A 15,690-nucleotide genomic window follows, 5' to 3' on the forward strand; every position below is an offset into this window, starting at 1 on the left:
CGACAACGGAGGAAGAAGATGCTGCAGCTCCAGCTGAGCGACGAGGACGTCGTCGCGATCGAGAAGATCACCGAGGAGGTCGCGGGGCGCTTCTCGTCCATCGAGGATCCCGCCCTGCACCGGGCCGCCCAGGTCTACGCGCACGAGCTGCCCCGCGGGCTGCGGACGGCGCTGGTCGACTTCAGGCTGACCGAGCCGTCGGGGGTGCTGGTCGTGTCGGGGCTGCCGGTCGACGACGCGTCGCTCGGCCCCACGCCGCCGGACTGGCGCGAGAAGGCCGCGCCCGACGCGACGCTGCGCCTCGACATCCCGTTCCTGCTCGTCGCCTGCCTGCTGGGCGAGCCGATCGGCTGGGCCACCCAGCAGGACGGGCGGGTCATGCACGACATCTTCCCGATACGCGCCCACGAGCACGGTCAGATCGGCTGGGGAAGCGCGGAGACGCTCGCCTGGCACACCGAGGACGCCTTCCACCCCCTGCGCACCGACTACCTGGGGCTCATGTGCCTGCGCAATCCCGACGGGGTGGAGACGACCTTCGCCGACATCGCCGACGCGCGGCTCGACGAGGCGACGCGCGCGGCCCTGGCGGAGGAGCGCTTCAGGATCCTTCCGGACGACTCGCACCGCCCGCAGAACCAGGTGGCGGGCGACCACGAGGACCCCGAGGTGGCCGAGCTCATGAGGCGCAGCGCCGAGCGGGTGGAGAGCGCCCTGCGGTCCCCCGAGCCGGTGGCGGTCCTCTTCGGCTCCCCCAAGGATCCGTACATCCGGCTGGATCCCTACTACATGCAGGGGGTGCAGGGTGAGGGGGAGCAGCGGGTGCTGGACGAGATCGGGGCGGCCCTGGACTCCGCGATGAGCGGGGTGGCGCTGGCTCCCGGCGACATCGCCTTCATCGACAACTACCGCGTGGTGCACGGTCGCAAGCCCTTCCGGGCGCGGTTCGACGGCACCGACCGCTGGCTGCGGCGGCTGAATGTCACCCGTGATCTGCGCAAGTCCCGGCACGCGCGGCTGACGGCGGAGTCGCGGGTCATCTACTGACGATTTATCTAATGGCAGGGCGTCCGCCGGCACACGGCTTGTGACCGCCGACCGGTCCGGGTCTCCGACAATGAATTTTCAGCCGACTGCGACTGAATCCCACCCATCGCTTTCGAGACACCGGGAAAAGCACGGAAGGCCCGTACGGAGTTCGACGGAATGATCAACGGCGGCGCGGGACGGTCGGGCCCGGTCAGAGGGGTGGAACATGCCGGGTGCGGGTGACGGCGGGAGATGAAGCGGTCACGCGGCTCACAATTACGTGGCCGGGGCACTAAATCACGAGGAGTCGCCCCTCTACCAAATCATTGACGGATCAATATCATTGCCATCGTCGGCGACCTACGCATGATCTCCTGCATGCAAATTGCGTCTCGGGGGTGGCAATGCTGCGCATCAAAGTTTCCAGCGAAGACATACAGCGGTTAAGAATGGTCCATACTTTAGGACCCGTGTCGGAAGCGGTCTTCGCCCTCCACCACTTCGGACGCGAACGGGCGCGCGGCGGCGCCGGCTGGCACAAGTTCGTGCGCGAGCGCCTCGGCGACGACCTGCCCGCCGTGGGCGAGGTGGTGTCCAAGTACCGGCCGGTTCCCGATCTCCTGTGGCTGTTGGAGCGGGAGGGGGCCGACGCCGATTCGGTGCCGCCGGCCGTGCGCGCCCGCGCCCGCCGCCTCGCCCAGGTCGCCTTCCTGTTCTGCAGCGCGGGCATCCTGCCCTACTGGTCGCAGATACGGGCCCGGCTGGAGATCGAGCGCGACGTGCGCGGGCGGATAGCGATCACGAACGGTGTCGAATTCCTGCTCGCGGGGCTGCACCCCAAGGTGACGTGGGAGTCCTCGGAACTGCGCATCGCGTCCCCCACCGACCTCGAGATCACTCTCGACGGACGCGGCATGATCCTGAGCCCCTCGCTCTTCCTCCCCGACAAGACCTGCGTGCTCGTGCGCTCCGAACGGCAGGCCGGCGTACCGGCGCTCGTCTTCTCCGTGCCCCTGGACCTCAACGACCTGGAGTCGCCCTCCGAGGAGTCCGGGGTCGAGGGCGACCGGGCGCTGGCCGCCCTGGTCGGAGCCACCCGCGCGGCGGCCCTGCGCGCGCTGTCCGAGAGCGGCACCACCGGCGACCTGTCGGACCGGCTCGGCATCTCCCTCTCCGGCGCCAGCAAGCAGGCCACCGTCCTGCGGGAGGCCGGACTGATCACGACGCTCCGCAACCGCACCACCGCCACGCACACGCTCACCCCGCTCGGCCTGGCGCTCCTGCAGAGGGAGTTGCCCGCCGAGGTCACCGGCCCGTGGGGCCACCCGGGCGAGCCGCGGGCGCGTGAGCCGAGGGGCGCCGCGGGACCGCGCGGCTGAGGCATGACCCGCGTCCCGACGGCCGCGCCGCTACGGCACGACCCGCGTCTCGACCACACGCCCCTCGGCGAGCAGCACCACCGCGTCGGCCCGTTCGAGGGAGGCCAGGTCCGTGGCCGAGGCCACGACGCAGAGCCCCTGCCGGTCCACCAGCCCGCGCACCAGGTCCAGTACCCCCTCGGCGGTGGCGGGCGGAAGGCCGACGGTGAGGTCGTCGGCGAGCAGCACGTCGGGGGCTCCGGAGACCGCGGCCACGACCGCGGCCACCCGCTGCCGGTCCTCCGTCAGTTCGCGTACGGGAGTGTCCCGCTCCTCCCAGAGGTCCAGCCGGCGCAGCGCGTCCCGCACCACCTCCGCCGCTCCGGCCGGCATCGGGCCGAGTCCCGAGGCGAGCGTGGCGATCGTCGCCGCCTGCTCCGGCGCCGGCAGGAGACCGACGTGCGCGAGCCGGAGTCCCTCGGCGAGACGGACCTCGCCCGCCGTCAGCGGTTCCAGACCGGCGGCGCACCGCAGCACGCCGGTCTTGCCCGCGGCGGCCGGTCCAGCCAGCGCCGTCCAGGTGCCGCCGTCGCACGCGAAGGACACGTTCTCGATCGCGTATCCGGATTCGGCGCCTTCGGCGCCGTTCGTGCCGACATGACACAGCTGCAGAGCCGGACTCTGTTCCGTCATGGTGTCTCTTTCCTTGCTCGGGAGGTAGGTTGTGCAACCGGTCCGCCGTTCCCGTTCCACTTCGGCGGAAGTGAGTCGATTCCGTCCACCTCTGGTCCCCGACACTCGGTCTGACGGGCATGTTAGGGCCTTCGGTACGGAAGAGCCCATACCTTCCGCCACAGGGAAAGAACTACAGCCTGCTGTAATGCGCGCGAGGTCGCGTTCTGCTCCGGTGATCCGCGCCTGGTCGCCGCCTCTGCGGTCCACGGCTTATCTCCTCGGGGAATTGGGCACCGCGATCATGAGCATTCTTTCCTTCCTGCCGCTCTTTCATCCGGGCATGCGCCGGTCGTGGGCCGAATGGCACCGGCAGCGGGCCGGCCGGCTGCTGGGCCGCCCCGTCCGCGAGCGGGACATCGACCTCCCCCGCCATCTGTACTGGTTCGCCCTGCACGTGACCCTGGGCGCCGCCTGCGGGCTCGCCGCGGTCGTCTGCGTCGGCAACGCGCTGGTGATCGCGGCGACTCCCCTGCTGGCATGGGCGTTTCCGGCCCAGGGGCACCCGAAGACGGTGCTGGACGTCCCGGTGGCCGGCTGGCAGGAGGCCGTCACCGGCCCGTCGGTGGGCTCCGTCCTGTTCGCCGTCGGATGCCTGGCGCTGCCGCCGCTCGCCACGGGGTACGCCCGTCTGACCCTCGCCGTGCTCGCGCCGTCGCGCACCCGGATGCTCGCCGACCGCGTGGCCGCGCTCACCCGCACCCGCATCGACGCGATCGAGGCGCACGGCGCCGAACTGCGGCGGATCGAGCGCGACCTGCACGACGGCACCCAGGCACGGCTGGTGGCGGTGGCCATGCGGCTCGCGGTCGCCCGGCAGTGCCTCGACCGTGACCTGTCCACCGTCGCCCGGATGCTGCGCGAGGCGACCGACGTCACCGAGGAGGCGATGGTCGAGCTCCGCGAGGTGCTCCGCGGCATCTATCCGCCCATCCTCGCCGATCGCGGGCTGCCGGGAGCCCTGCGCACCGTCGCCGCCCGGGGCGGCGTCCCGGTCTCGATCGACATCGGCGAGCTGCACCGGATCCCGGCGGCCATCGAGGCGGTCGCCTACTTCGTGGTCACCGAGGCGCTGACGAACGTGGCCAAGCACAGCCGGGCCACGGCGGCGGCGCTCAGGGTGTGGCGCGTCGAGGACGTGCTGACGGTCGTCGTCACCGACAACGGCGTGGGCGGCGCGCGGGAGAGCGCGGGCAGCGGACTGGCCGGACTCCGCGGCCGCGCGCAGGCCCTCGACGGCCGCGTCACGGTCGTCAGCCCGGCGGGCGGTCCCACCACGATCACCGTGGAGCTGCCGTGCGGATAGTCATCGCCGAGGACAACGTCCTGCTCGCCACCGGCCTGGAGCTGCTGCTGACCCACGCCGGCTACGAGGTGGCCGAGGTCGCCGACGACGCCGGGGGGTTCCTGGCCGCGGTCGACCGGCACCGCCCGGCCGCCACCATCGTCGACGTACGGCTGCCGCCCTCGTACCGCGACGAGGGGATCCGGGCCGCGATCGAGGCCCGGCGCCTCCACCCCGGCCTGCCGGTCCTGGTCCTCTCCCAGTACGTGGAGCAGACGTACGCCTCCGAGTTGCTCTCCGGCGGCGGGGGCGGCGTCGGTTATCTGCTCAAGGACCGCATCAGCCGGGTCGACGAGTTCCTGGAGGCGCTCGACCGGGTGGCCGGCGGCGGCACCGCGCTCGACCCCGACGTGGTGGCCCAGTTGCTCGCCGGGCGAGCCCGGCCGCTGTCCACGCTCACCCGCCGGGAGCGGGAGGTCCTGGCGCTCATGGCGGAGGGGCACGACAACGCCACGCTGGCCGCGAAGCTGTCCGTCACCGACAACGCCGTCCACAAGCACATCGGCAACATCTTCGCGAAGTTCGGCCTCACCGAGACCGACGCCGGCCACCGGCGGGTCCGGGCCGTGCTGACCTATCTGGAGGCGCGCTGACGCAAAGACGGCGGGGCCCCTTCGGGGAAGGGGCCCCGCCGCCGGCGGGACGCGCTACCCCTGCCGGAGACAGAGCCTCCCGGTGATCTGCACCCGGTCGGGGGCGCCGGTCGCCGGGTCGCGCAGGAACCGCCCCAGGTAGGGCATCGCCGCGCGCGGACCGTCCCCGGAGGGCGTACGGAAGGAGAGGTCCGCGCCGACGAGGAGCCGGACCGGCGCCGCTCCGGCGACCGAGAGCAGGAGGTCACCGCCCTCGGCCTCCACCCGGCACGACCAGTCGCCGTTGGCGTAGTGCCCCGCGCACTCCGCCGGCGCCGGCACGGACCCGCCGCCGCCCGTCTCCCGGAGGTGGCCGTCCTGGGAGTGGCCGTCCCTGGGGTGGCCGTCCCGGAGGTGGCCGTCCCGGGGATGGTCGCCGATCTCCGGGCCGGTCTCGCGCAGCCGCCCGAGCAGCGACTCCCACAGGCGCGCGCCGGTGCTGCCGTTGGCGGTCAGCGCCACCACGGTCCGCGTCGACGGGTCCACGCGCAGATGGCTCCACGCCCCGTCGCCGGTGCCGTCGTGGCCGAACCAGTCCCCGTACCGCGACCATCCGGCGCCCCAGCCGTCCGCGAGCCCGTAGGCGCCGACGGCGAGCCCCTCCGTGACGTCCTCGCGCATCGCCCGCGCCGTCGCGGCGTCGAGCAGGGCGCCGCCCGGGCCGAGGCCCAAGTGCGCGGCGCCGAAGACCGCGAGGTCGCGGGCGGAGACGCACAGGCCCGCGGCCGGGTCCTCCAGCGGCGGCACGGACTGCTCCCCGATGGGCCGGGGCGGGGCGTCCGGACGTACGAGGTGCCCCGAGGCGGTCGGCGCCCCGGCGTCGTGCCCCAGCGGACGCAGCAGCATCGTCCGCACGGCCTCCGCCCAGTCCAGGCCGGTGATCTCCTCGACCAGCCGGCCGGCGATCACGTACCCCGGATTGGAGTAGGAGAAGACCGTGCCCGGTTCGTGCACGGCCTGCTCGGCCGCGTGGCGGGCGAGCCACCGGGCGCGGGTGGTCCCGACGGGCGCCTCGGCGGTGTTGGCCGCCAGGCCCGCGGTGTGGCTGAGGACCTGACGGAGCGTGAAATCCGGTCCTGCGCGCAGCTCGCCCAGCTGCTCCGCCAGGGGCTCGTCCAGGTCCACGTCGCCGTCGGCGACCAGCAGGGCCGCGAGGGTCGCGGTGAACGGCTTGGTGAGCGAACCGAGCGGGAACGCCGTCGCCGCCGTCACCGGCCTTCCCGAACCGGCCTCCTCCTCACCGGTCTCCGCGGTGCTCAGGAGGCCGTCCCGCCAGACCGCCAGCTGGGCGCCGGGCACGCCGTGCCGGAGCGCGAGCTCCGTCAGCAGTTCCTTCACCGGTCGCCCCCCGTCCCGAGGGCCGGCTCGCAGAGCCGGGCGACGGACCGCAGCGCCGCCACGAGTTCGGCGCCGACCCGCTCGATCGTCCCGGGCTCGTGCAGGTTGACCGAGTAGTAGAGGTCGAAGCCGAGCCGGCCGTCCTCGACCGCGCCGACCACCTCCAGGGCCTGCACGACCCGCTCGCGCTCGTCCTGCTCCCGGCCGATCGGCTCGTGGAAGGCGTGGAACAGCGAGCGGTCGGCCGTGCGGGTGATCTCCTCGGTCTGGCTGTGGTAGTTGAACAGCACCGCGGGAGGCGTGTGCTCCGCCGCCGGGGCACCGGCCCCGGCGAGGTGGCGCAGCGCGCCGTGGCCGAGCCCGTTGCCGGGCACGGCGCGCAGGCAGCGGCGCACCGACCGCACGACAGCGGGCCAGTCCGCCTCGCCGTCCGTCCGTCCGGGGACCTCCAGCGCGACGGGGTACGAGCTGGTGAACCACCCGACGGTGCGGGACAGGTCGATGTCGTCGAAGATCTCCTCGCGGCCGTGGCCCTCCATCTCGATCACCAGCCGGTCCTCGCCGGACCAGCGGCACATCGTCCAGGCCAGCGCGGAGAGCAGCACGTCGCTGGCCCGGGCCCGGAACCTGCCCGGCGCCACCCGCAGCAGCACCTCGGTCTCGTCCCGCTCCAGGCGCACCGGCATGATCCGCCGCGACGACACCACGTTCGGTCCGGGGCCGTCGGTCGGCAGCGGCGCCGCCTCGGGCACGGCGTCCCAGTGCGCGGCCTGGTCCGCGAAGCCGCCGTCGGCCGCGTGCGCCGCGAGCCGCGTGGCCCACTGCCGGAACGAGGAGGTCTTGGCGCCGAGGTCGACCGGCTCGCCCGCGAGGGCCTGCCGGTAGGCGAGGTCCAGGTCGTGGTTGAGGATCCGCCACGACACCGCGTCGATCACGAGGTGGTGCACCGTCAGGTGCAGGTGCGGCCGCCGGTCCGGGCCGAGGTCGAACAGGACCGCCCGCAGCAGCGGCCCCTCCGCCAGGTCGAAGCCCGTGTCGGCCGCCGCGGCGAGCCGGTCCATGGCCGGGGGGAGCTCCTCGTCGGGCAGCCCCGAGAGGTCGTGGCGCTCGAACAGCTCGCCGGTCTCGGCTTCGGCGTTCCGCTGCGACCAGCGGCCCCGCTCGTCGCGGACGTACCGCATCCGCAGCGCGTCGTGGTGCGCGACGACCGCCGCGAGGGCGGCCCGCAGCGCGGTCTCGTCGGTGTCCGCCGCCAGCTCGACGTGGACCGACTGGGCGAGGTGGTGCGGGGCGACGGTGTTGCGCGCGAAGAACTCGTACTGGATGGGGGTGAGCGGCACCTCGCCGGCCTCGGCCCGCTGGGTGGCGGCGACCCGGCGGTCCCGGCCGGCCGCGGCGACGAGCCGCTCGACGGTCGGGTGGCGGAACAGGTCGCTGGAGGAGACCTGCAGTCCCGCCCGGCGGCTCTTGAACACGACCTGGATGCTGAGGATCGAGTCCCCGCCGAGGTCGAAGAAGTCGTCGGTGACCCCGACGCGCTCCACCCCGAGCACCTCCGCCCAGATCGCGGCCATCGTGCGCTCGTCGGGGGTACGGGGCTCCACCGAGGCCCGGCCGGCCGCCGCGGTCGCGGGCTCCGGCAGGGCGCGGCGGTCGACCTTGCCGTGCGGGGTGAGCGGGATGCGGTCGAGCCGGACGAGCACGGCCGGGACCATGTACTCGGGCAGGCGGGAGGCGAGGTACGAGGTCAGTTCGGCCGGGTCCTGCTCCGAGACCACGTACCCGACGAGACGCCGGCGGCCCGGCTGGTCCTCGCGGACGACGACGGCCGCCCGCGCCACGTCCGGGTGTTCGGCGAGGGCCTGCTCGATCTCGCCGAGCTCGATGCGGTAGCCGCGCAGCTTCACCTGGTCGTCGGTGCGGCCGACGAACTCCAGCGTGCCGTCGGGGCGCCACCGCATCAGGTCGCCGGTGCGGTACATCCGGGAACCCGGTTTCCCGAACGGGTCCGGCAGGAAGCGTTCGGCGGTCATCGCGGGGCGGTCGCGGTAGCCGCGGGACACGCCGTCCCCGGCGAGGTAGGCCTCCCCGGCCACGCCCACCGGCACCACCTGGAGGTCCCGGTCGAGCAGGTAGACCCGGGTGTCCGCGGTCGGCCGGCCGACCGGGACGGTCCGTCCGGGCCGCCCGCCGCGCTCGACCGGGAAGCAGGTCGCGGTGACCGAGCACTCGGTGGGCCCGTACGCGTTGACGATCCGCAGGTCGGGCAGCCGGTCGAGGACGCGTGCGCAGTGCGGTGCGGACAGCGCCTCGCCGCCGACGACGACCTTGCGCAGCCCCGCCAGGATTCCCGGGTCGGTGTCGGCGACGGCGTGGAAGAAGCCCGCCGCGAACGACATGGCCTGAACCTCGTGGTCGCGCAGGAACTTGTCGAGCTCGTCGACCGAGCGGAAGTCGCCCGGCCGCACGGCCAGGCACGCGCCGCTCAGCAGCGCCTGCCACAGCTCGTTCTGCGCGGCGTCGAACGAGATCGAATGGTGCTGGGCGATCGTGGCGGCGTCGCCGAAGGTGTGCTCGCCCGCGGCGCGCACCAGGCGGACGAGGCCGCGGTGGGTGACCATGCCGGCCTTGGGGACGCCGGTCGAGCCCGAGGTGTAGACGAGCACGGCGAGGTTGTCCGGGACCGTGCGCGAGGGCGGCGGTCCGGCGACGGGCCCCGGCCGCAGGTCGTCGACGAACAGGATCTCGGCCCCGGTCGGCGGCAGTCCGGGCGCGAGCGCGGCGCTGGTCAGCAGCACCGGCACGCCCGAGTCGCGGAAGAGGTAGGCGAGGCGCTCGGACGGGTAGCCGGGGTCGAGCGGCACGTACGCGCCGCCGGCCTTGAGGACGCCGAGCATGGCGGTGATCATCTCGGCGCCGCCCGGCAGGCAGATGCCCACCGGCACCTCCGGGCCGACGCCCCGGCCGACCAGGTCGTGGGCGAGCCGGTCGGAGCGGGCGTCCAGTTCGGCGTAGGTGAGCCGGGTGTCCCCGGCGACGACCGCGAACCGGTCGGGGTGCTCGCGCGCGACCTCCGCGAACAGCTCGTGCAGGCACCGCTCGGGGTAGCCGGAGGGGGTGCCGTTGAACTCCTCGACCAGCCGGTGGCGTTCGGCGCCGCGCACCGTCGGCAGGTCCCGCAGCGCGGCGTCGGGCGCCGCCACCATGGCGTCGAGGATGCCGAGCAGGTGATCGGCGAAACGGCCCGCGGTGTCGTCGTCGAAGAGGCGCGGGTCGTAGCCGAGCCGCAGGTGGAGTCCGTCGACCAGGTGCGCCACGCAGGTGAGCGGGAAGTTCGAGGTCTCCAGGCCGGCCAGGGACCGCACCTCCAGGCCGTGCCGCTCGGCCGCGTGCTCGTCGTACGGGAAGTTCTCGAAGACCACGCAGCTGTCGAAGAGGTCGGTGCCCGCCGGGATCGCGGCCCAGTTCCGGACCTGGGCGAGGGAGGCGTACGCGAACTGGCGGCCGTCGACCTGCTGTTCCTGGATCTCCCGCAGCCAGGCGCGGAGTTCGCGGTCGGGAGAGACCGTCAGCCGGGCGGGCAGGGTGTTGATGAACAGGCCGACCATCCCGTCGGAGCCGGGCAGTTCGGCGGGCCTGCCGCCCACCGTGGTGCCGAAGCAGACCTGCCGGTCGCCGCTGTAGCGGGAGAGCAGCAGGGCCCAGGCGCCCTGGATCAGGGTGTTGACGGTGACCCGGGCCTCCCGGGCGAAGCCCTCCAGGCGCCCGGTCTCCTCGGCCGTGAGGGCGAGGTCGATGTGGCCGGTGTCGCGGGACTGGTGCGAGCGCAGCGGCGGCCGGTCGTACGGCAGCGCGGTCGGCGCGGAGAACCCGGCCAGCAGCCCGGTCCAGTACGCCTGTGCCGCGGCGGTGTCCTGCTCGCCCAGCCAGCGCACGTACTCGCGGAACGGGCGGCGCGGGCGCGGCGGCGCGACCTCGCGTCCGCGGAGCGCGGCGTGCTCCGCGAAGACCTCGCCGAGCACGTCGGCGAAGCTCCAGCCGTCGAGCAGCAGATGGTGCGAGGAGCAGCGCAGGTGGACGGCGGAGGCGGAGAGCCGGGCCAGGTGCAGCCGCAGCAGCGGCGGCCGCGACAGGTCCAGCGGCTCGCTCGGGGCCTCGGCGAGCAGGCGGATGCGGTCCTGCTGCTGCGCCTCGGTCAGCTCCGACCAGTCCTCGATCACGGCGGGCACGCGGACGTCCCGGTGGACCACCTGCAGGGGGCGGCCGCCCTCGGCGTCGGCGATCGCCGTGCGCAGCACGGGCGTGCGGTCGACGACCCGCTGCCACGCCTCGACGAGGAGCGCGGGGTCGGGGACGCCGTCGAGGACGAGCCCGACGTGGGTGAGGTAGATGTCCTCCTCGTGCGCGTCGAGCGAGTGGAACAACAGGCCGCTCTGCATGGGGGTGAGCGGGTAGACGTCCTCGACCATGCGGCCGTCCCCGGCGATCCGGTCGACGCCCGCCTGGTCGAGTCCGGCGAGCGGGAAGTCGGACGGGGTGCAGCCGCCGGCCCGGGAGCAGTGCGCCACGATGTCGGCGAGCGCCGTGGTGAACCGCTCCGCGAGGCCGGCGATCGTCGCCTCGTCGTGCAGCGCGGCCGAGTACTCCCAGGAGAACTCGAGCCGTCCGTCGCGGACCATCCCGGTGACCTCCAGGAGGTTCGGGCGGGTCAGGTCGGCGCCCCGGTCGGGCACCGGGCTGGGCTGCCAGGCGCGCAGCAGGCCGTCTCCCGTCGCCACGTCGAAGTGGCCGTGGTAGTTGAAGCCGACCTGGCAACGGGCGCCGCCCAGGCCGGAGTTCGCGGTCAGGTGGCGCAGGGCGCCGTATCCGATGCCGGCCTCGGGGACCGCGCGCAGGGTCTCCTTGACGGCCTTGATCCGGGTGCCCCAGTCCTCCCCGGGCACGGGCAGCACCACCGGGAAGAGCGTGGTGAACCAGCCCGCCGTGCGGGACAGGTCGACGTCGTCGAAGAGGTTCTCGCGGCCGTGGCCCTCCAGCTCGACCGCGACGGCGTCGCCGCCGGTCCACTCGGTCAGCACCGCCGCGAGCGCGGTCAGCAGCACGTCATTGACCTGGGTGCGGTACGCCGCCGGGACGTCCCGCAGCAGCGCGCGGGTCAGCTCGGCGTCGAGCCCGGCATCGACCGTGCGGGCGTGGGCGAGGGTGTCGGGGGCGGTGTCGGTGTGGGCGTCGGGCGCGGTGTCGGCGTGGGCGTCGGGTGCGACACCGGCGTGGGCGTGGGTGCCGGATGCCGCGCCGTCGGCCGGCAGGGGTGCCGTGGTGTCGCCCGGCAGGGGCGGGCAGGTGGTGGAGGCGGCCTCCACGGCCTGCCAGTACGGCCGTTCGTCGTCGAAGCGGCCGGACGCGGCCGCCTCGGTCAGCCGTCTCGACCACTCCCGGAAGGGGGTGGTCTTCTCCGGGAGGCCGACCGGCAGGCCCCGCGCCGCCTGCTCGTGGGCGAGTTCCAGGTCGGAGAGCAGCACCCGCCAGGTCACCCCGTCGACGACGAGGTGGTGCGCCGTGACGAACAGCCGGTCGGGCCCGGGCGCGCCGGTGAGGAGCACCGCGGCGAGCAGGGGTCCGGTGTCGAGCCGGAAGCCGGTCTGCGCCGCCGTGACCGCCTCGTGGACCGCCCGCTCGCGGGCCTCGCGGTCGAGCCCGGACAGGTCGACCGTGCGGAACGGCTCGCCCGTCTCGGCGAGCGCGCAGTGCTGCCGCCAGGAGCCGTCGGCGGGGACGGCGCGCAGCCGCAGCGCGTCGTGGTGGTCGAGCAGCGCCGTCACCGCCGTGCGCAGGGCGGCCGGATCGGTGCCGGGCGCGAGCTCGACGAACATCGACTGGTTGAAGTGGCCGGCGCCCCGCGGGTACTGCTCGAAGTACCAGTGCTGCACCGGGGTGAGCGGCACGTCCCCGACGGCGGTGGCGGGCGTCCGCGGGGCCCGCCCGTCCCCGGCCCACTCCTCCGCGGCCCGCTCCTCCGCGGCCCGTACGACGGCGGCCAGGTCGGCGACGGTCTGGTACTGGAAGATCTGCTTGGCGGTCAGGCGCAGGCCCGCCCGCCGTGCCTTCGACACGACCTGCAGTCCGACGATCGAGTCGCCGCCGAGCTCGAAGAAGTTGTCGTCGGCGCCGACCGTGCCGGGCGCGAGGCCCAGGACCTCGGCCCAGATCGCGGCGAGCTCGGACTCGGTGCGGTCGCGCGGCGGCACGTGGCCCGCGGGGGCGTGGTCGGTGGCCGTCGGCGTCGGCAGCGCCTTGCGGTCGAGCGTGCCGCTCGGGGTCATCGGAAGCTCGTCGAGGACGACGAGGGCGGAGGGTATCGCCGGGTCGGGGACGATCCCCGCGAGGAACGCGCGGAGTTCGGTGAGGGTGGGCGCGGTGCCGTCCGCGGTCAGGTAGCCGACGAGCCGGTCGCGGCCGGCCGGGTCGGGTCGTACCGCGGCGGCCGCGGCGGCGATGCCCGGGTGGCGCAGCATGGCCGCCTCGACCTCGCCGAGCTCCACCCGGAAGCCGCGGACCTTGACCTGGTCGTCCGCGCGGCCGAGGTACTCCACGTCGCCGTCGGGCCGCCAGCGTCCGATGTCGCCGGTGCGGTAGAGCCGCCCGCCGGTGAACGGGTCGTCGAGGAAGCGCTGCGCGGTCAGCTCGGGCCGGTTCCAGTAGCCCTGGGCCACGCCGTCGCCGCCGATGTGGATCTCGCCGGGCACGCCGACGGGGACGGGACGCAGCCGGGAGTCGAGGACGTACGTACGGGTGTTGCCCAGCGGCCGGCCGACCGGCACGATCGCCGTGCCGACCGGCTCGCCGGCCCGCAGCCGGTACGTCGTGGAGTCCACGGTGGTCTCCGTGGCGCCGTAGTTGTTGGTGACGACGGCGTCGGGGGAGAGCAGTTCCAGGACCGCGGCGGCGTCGTCGGCGAGCCACGCCTCCGAGCCGACCGCGAGGACGCGCAGCGAGTCCGCCCGGCCGCCGGTCCAGGACAGCTCCTGGGCGATCGCCTTGGCCAGCGACGGGGTGGTCACGAGGAGCTGGGGGCGGACCTCGGAGATCAGCGCGGCCAGCGCGGGCGGGTCGGTGATCACCTCCGCCGGGCAGATCACCATCTCGCCGCCGTACATGGCGGACATCAGGAAGTCGCCGAGGAACAGGTCCACGGCGAGGCTGGACACCGACAGGGAGCGGCCGCGCAGTCCGGTCAGGTCGTAGCGGTCGTCCCAGGCGCGCATCATGTGGGCGGCGTTGCGGTGGCTGACCATCACGCCCTTGGGGCGGCCGGTCGAGCCGGAGGTGTAGACGACGTACGCGAGGTCGTCCGGTCCGGCGGCCGTGACGGGCGGGGTGGCGGGCCGGCGGGCGATCGCGTCCTGGTCGGTGTCGAGCCGGACGGTGGTCCAGGGTCCTTCGCCCACCGCCGTCGAGTCGGTGATCAGCACCGGTGTCGCGGCGTCCTCGAGCATCATGGCGAGCCGTCCGGCGGGGTGCTCGGGGTCGAGCGGCACGAACGCGCCCCCGGCCTTGAGCACGGCGAGCAGCGCGACCATGGCGTCCACGCCGCGGTCGAGGCAGACGCCGGTCAGCACGCCCGGCCGGACGCCGGCCGCGACCAGGTGGTGCGCCAGCCGGTTGGCGCGCTCGGCCAGTTCGGCGAAGGTGAGCCGCCGGCTGCCGTCGCTCACCGCGACGGAGTCGGGCGTCCGGGCGGCCTGTTCGTCGAAGATCTCGTGGAGGGTCCGCGCGGCCGGAACCTCCAGGGCCGGGCCCTGCCAGTCGGCGGTGAGCGTGCGCAGCTCGTCGGCCGGCAGCATGGACAGTCCGGCGAGCGGGGCCGTGGACTCCTCCGCCACCGCGCGCAGCAGGGTGACCAGATGGCCGCCGAGCCGCTCGACGGTCGCCCGGTCGAACAGGTCGGTGCTGTACTCCAGGTAGCAGACGAGCGAGGAGGCGTCCTCGTAGAAGTCGAAGGTGAGGTCCAGCTTCGCGACGTCGACCGGCGGCTGGATCTCGGTGACGTCGAGGCCCCGGAAGGCCGGCAGCGTGTCGGCCATGTTCTGCAGGTTGACCATCACCTGCACCAGCGGCGGCCGGGACGCGTCCCGGTCCGGCCGCAGCGCCTCGACGAGGCGCTGGAAGGGGACCTCGTCGTGGGCGAACGCCTCCAGCAGGCCGGTGCGCACCCGGCCGAGCAGCTCGGTGAACGACAGCGACTCGTCCACCTGGGAGCGCAGCACCACGGTGTTGATGAAGAAGCCGATCAGGTTCTCCAGTTCGGGCCGCTGCCGGCCCAGGGTGACGGTGCCGACCGCCACGTCCGTCTCGCCGCAGTAGCGGGCCAGCAGCACCTTCGTGACCGTGACCAGGGCCATGAACAGCGTCGCGTCCTGCCCGCGGCTCAGCTCGCGCAGCCGGTCCAGCACGTCGGCGGGGATCTCCACCGGCAGGGTGGCGCCCGCGGGCGTGCGGACGGGCGGCCGCGGCCGATCGGTGGGCAGTTCGGCCGTGCGCATCCCCGCGAGCCGGTCGCGCCAGTGGGCGAGTTCCTCGTCGAGGCCGGCGGCCCGCTCGCGCTCCCAGGCGGCGTAGTCGGCGTACTGCACGGGCACGGGCGGCAGGGCCGCGGTGGTGCCGCCGACCGCCGCCTCGTAGCCGGCGGCCAGCTCGCCGAGCAGCCGTCCGGTCGACCAGCCGTCGCACACGATGTGGTGCATGGCCAGGACGAGCACGTGCTCGCGGTCGTCCACGCGCAGCAGCTTGGCCCGCAGGAGCGGTCCGTGGCGCAGGTCGAAGGGCTCGTTCATCGCGGTCGCGAGGAAGCGCTCGACCGCGGCCTCCGCGCCGGGCCCCGAGACGTCGACGGTCGGCAGGTCCTGTGCGGTGTGCTCGTGCACCACCTGGACGCCGCGGCCGGCCGGCGCGTCGAACGTGGTGCGCAGCGTCTCGTGCCGGCGTACGACCTGGTCGAGGGCGGCGGTGAGCGCCGCGGTGTCGAGGTCGCCGCGCAGCCGCAGCGCGCGCAGCGTGTTGTACTCCGCGCTGTCGGGTTCCAGTTCGGCGAGGAACCAGAGCCGTTCCTGCGCCGAGGACATCGGCAGCAGGCCGTCGCGGGGGACGGTCGGGATCGGCCGCTCCTCGGACGCGGACTCGCCGGCGAGGCGACGCAGCAGCTCCGCCTGCAGGTGCGCCGGTACGGACGCGAACTTCTCGTCTGGCTGGGTCATCT

7 protein-coding genes are annotated in these 15,690 nt (G+C 74.0%); 4 read left to right on the plus strand and 3 right to left on the minus strand.

The window, feature by feature from the left end; all coding sequences use genetic code 11:
• Nucleotides 1-18 precede the first annotated feature (18 nt).
• Together gntD and ACIGW4_RS01435 are read left to right on the plus strand one after the other, a co-directional pair.
• A complete protein-coding gene (gene gntD / locus ACIGW4_RS01430; protein WP_123455813.1) occupies nt 19-1,047 on the plus strand; it encodes a guanitoxin biosynthesis L-enduracididine beta-hydroxylase GntD in 1,029 nt (342 codons plus the stop codon).
• A 452-nt stretch (nt 1,048-1,499) separates the two neighbouring features.
• Nucleotides 1,500-2,408, plus strand: a complete 909-nt coding sequence (locus ACIGW4_RS01435; RefSeq protein WP_123455812.1) for a helix-turn-helix transcriptional regulator — start codon at nt 1,500-1,502, stop codon at nt 2,406-2,408.
• A gap of 30 nt (nt 2,409-2,438) precedes the next feature.
• Here the strand turns inward: ACIGW4_RS01435 and ACIGW4_RS01440 are convergent, their stop codons facing one another.
• Complete coding sequence (locus ACIGW4_RS01440; protein WP_185094653.1) at nt 2,439-3,080, minus strand: ATP-binding cassette domain-containing protein; 642 nt, start codon at nt 3,078-3,080, stop codon at nt 2,439-2,441.
• Between the two features lie 322 nt (nt 3,081-3,402).
• On the opposite strand from ACIGW4_RS01440, the gene ACIGW4_RS01445 reads away from it, so the two are divergent.
• Together ACIGW4_RS01445 and ACIGW4_RS01450 are read left to right on the plus strand one after the other, a co-directional pair.
• Nucleotides 3,403-4,425 (plus strand): histidine kinase, encoded by a 1,023-nt coding sequence (locus ACIGW4_RS01445; protein WP_399577682.1) that lies wholly within the window; start codon nt 3,403-3,405, stop codon nt 4,423-4,425.
• Complete coding sequence (locus tag ACIGW4_RS01450; protein WP_359588489.1) at nt 4,416-5,057, plus strand: response regulator transcription factor; 642 nt, start codon at nt 4,416-4,418, stop codon at nt 5,055-5,057. The genes ACIGW4_RS01445 and ACIGW4_RS01450 overlap by 10 nt, the downstream gene beginning before the upstream one ends.
• 54 nt (nt 5,058-5,111) lie before the next feature.
• Here the strand turns inward: ACIGW4_RS01450 and ACIGW4_RS01455 are convergent, their stop codons facing one another.
• Nucleotides 5,112-6,434: a serine hydrolase domain-containing protein gene (locus ACIGW4_RS01455; RefSeq protein ID WP_399577685.1), complete on the minus strand. Its 1,323-nt coding sequence runs from the start codon at nt 6,432-6,434 to the stop codon at nt 5,112-5,114.
• Nucleotides 6,431-15,688 (minus strand): amino acid adenylation domain-containing protein, encoded by a 9,258-nt coding sequence (locus ACIGW4_RS01460; RefSeq protein WP_399577688.1) that lies wholly within the window; start codon nt 15,686-15,688, stop codon nt 6,431-6,433. Before ACIGW4_RS01460 ends, ACIGW4_RS01455 begins: the two co-directional genes overlap by 4 nt.
• Between the last annotated feature and the right edge of the window lie 2 nt (nt 15,689-15,690).

The organism is Streptomyces sp. NPDC053513 (genome assembly GCF_044544765.1).
Taxonomy (GTDB): Bacteria; Actinomycetota; Actinomycetes; order Streptomycetales; family Streptomycetaceae; genus Streptomyces; species Streptomyces litmocidini.

Bases quoted from the DNA above. Each gene is read 5' to 3' on its own strand.
- gntD (WP_123455813.1), top strand. From the start codon at position 19: ATGCTGCAGCTCCAGCTGAGCGACGAGGACGTCGTCGCGATCGAGAAG.
- ACIGW4_RS01440 (WP_185094653.1), bottom strand. From the start codon at position 3,080: ATGACGGAACAGAGTCCGGCTCTGCAGCTGTGTCATGTCGGCACGAAC.
- ACIGW4_RS01445 (WP_399577682.1), top strand. From the start codon at position 3,403: ATGCGCCGGTCGTGGGCCGAATGGCACCGGCAGCGGGCCGGCCGGCTG.
- ACIGW4_RS01460 (WP_399577688.1), bottom strand. From the start codon at position 15,688: ATGACCCAGCCAGACGAGAAGTTCGCGTCCGTACCGGCGCACCTGCAG.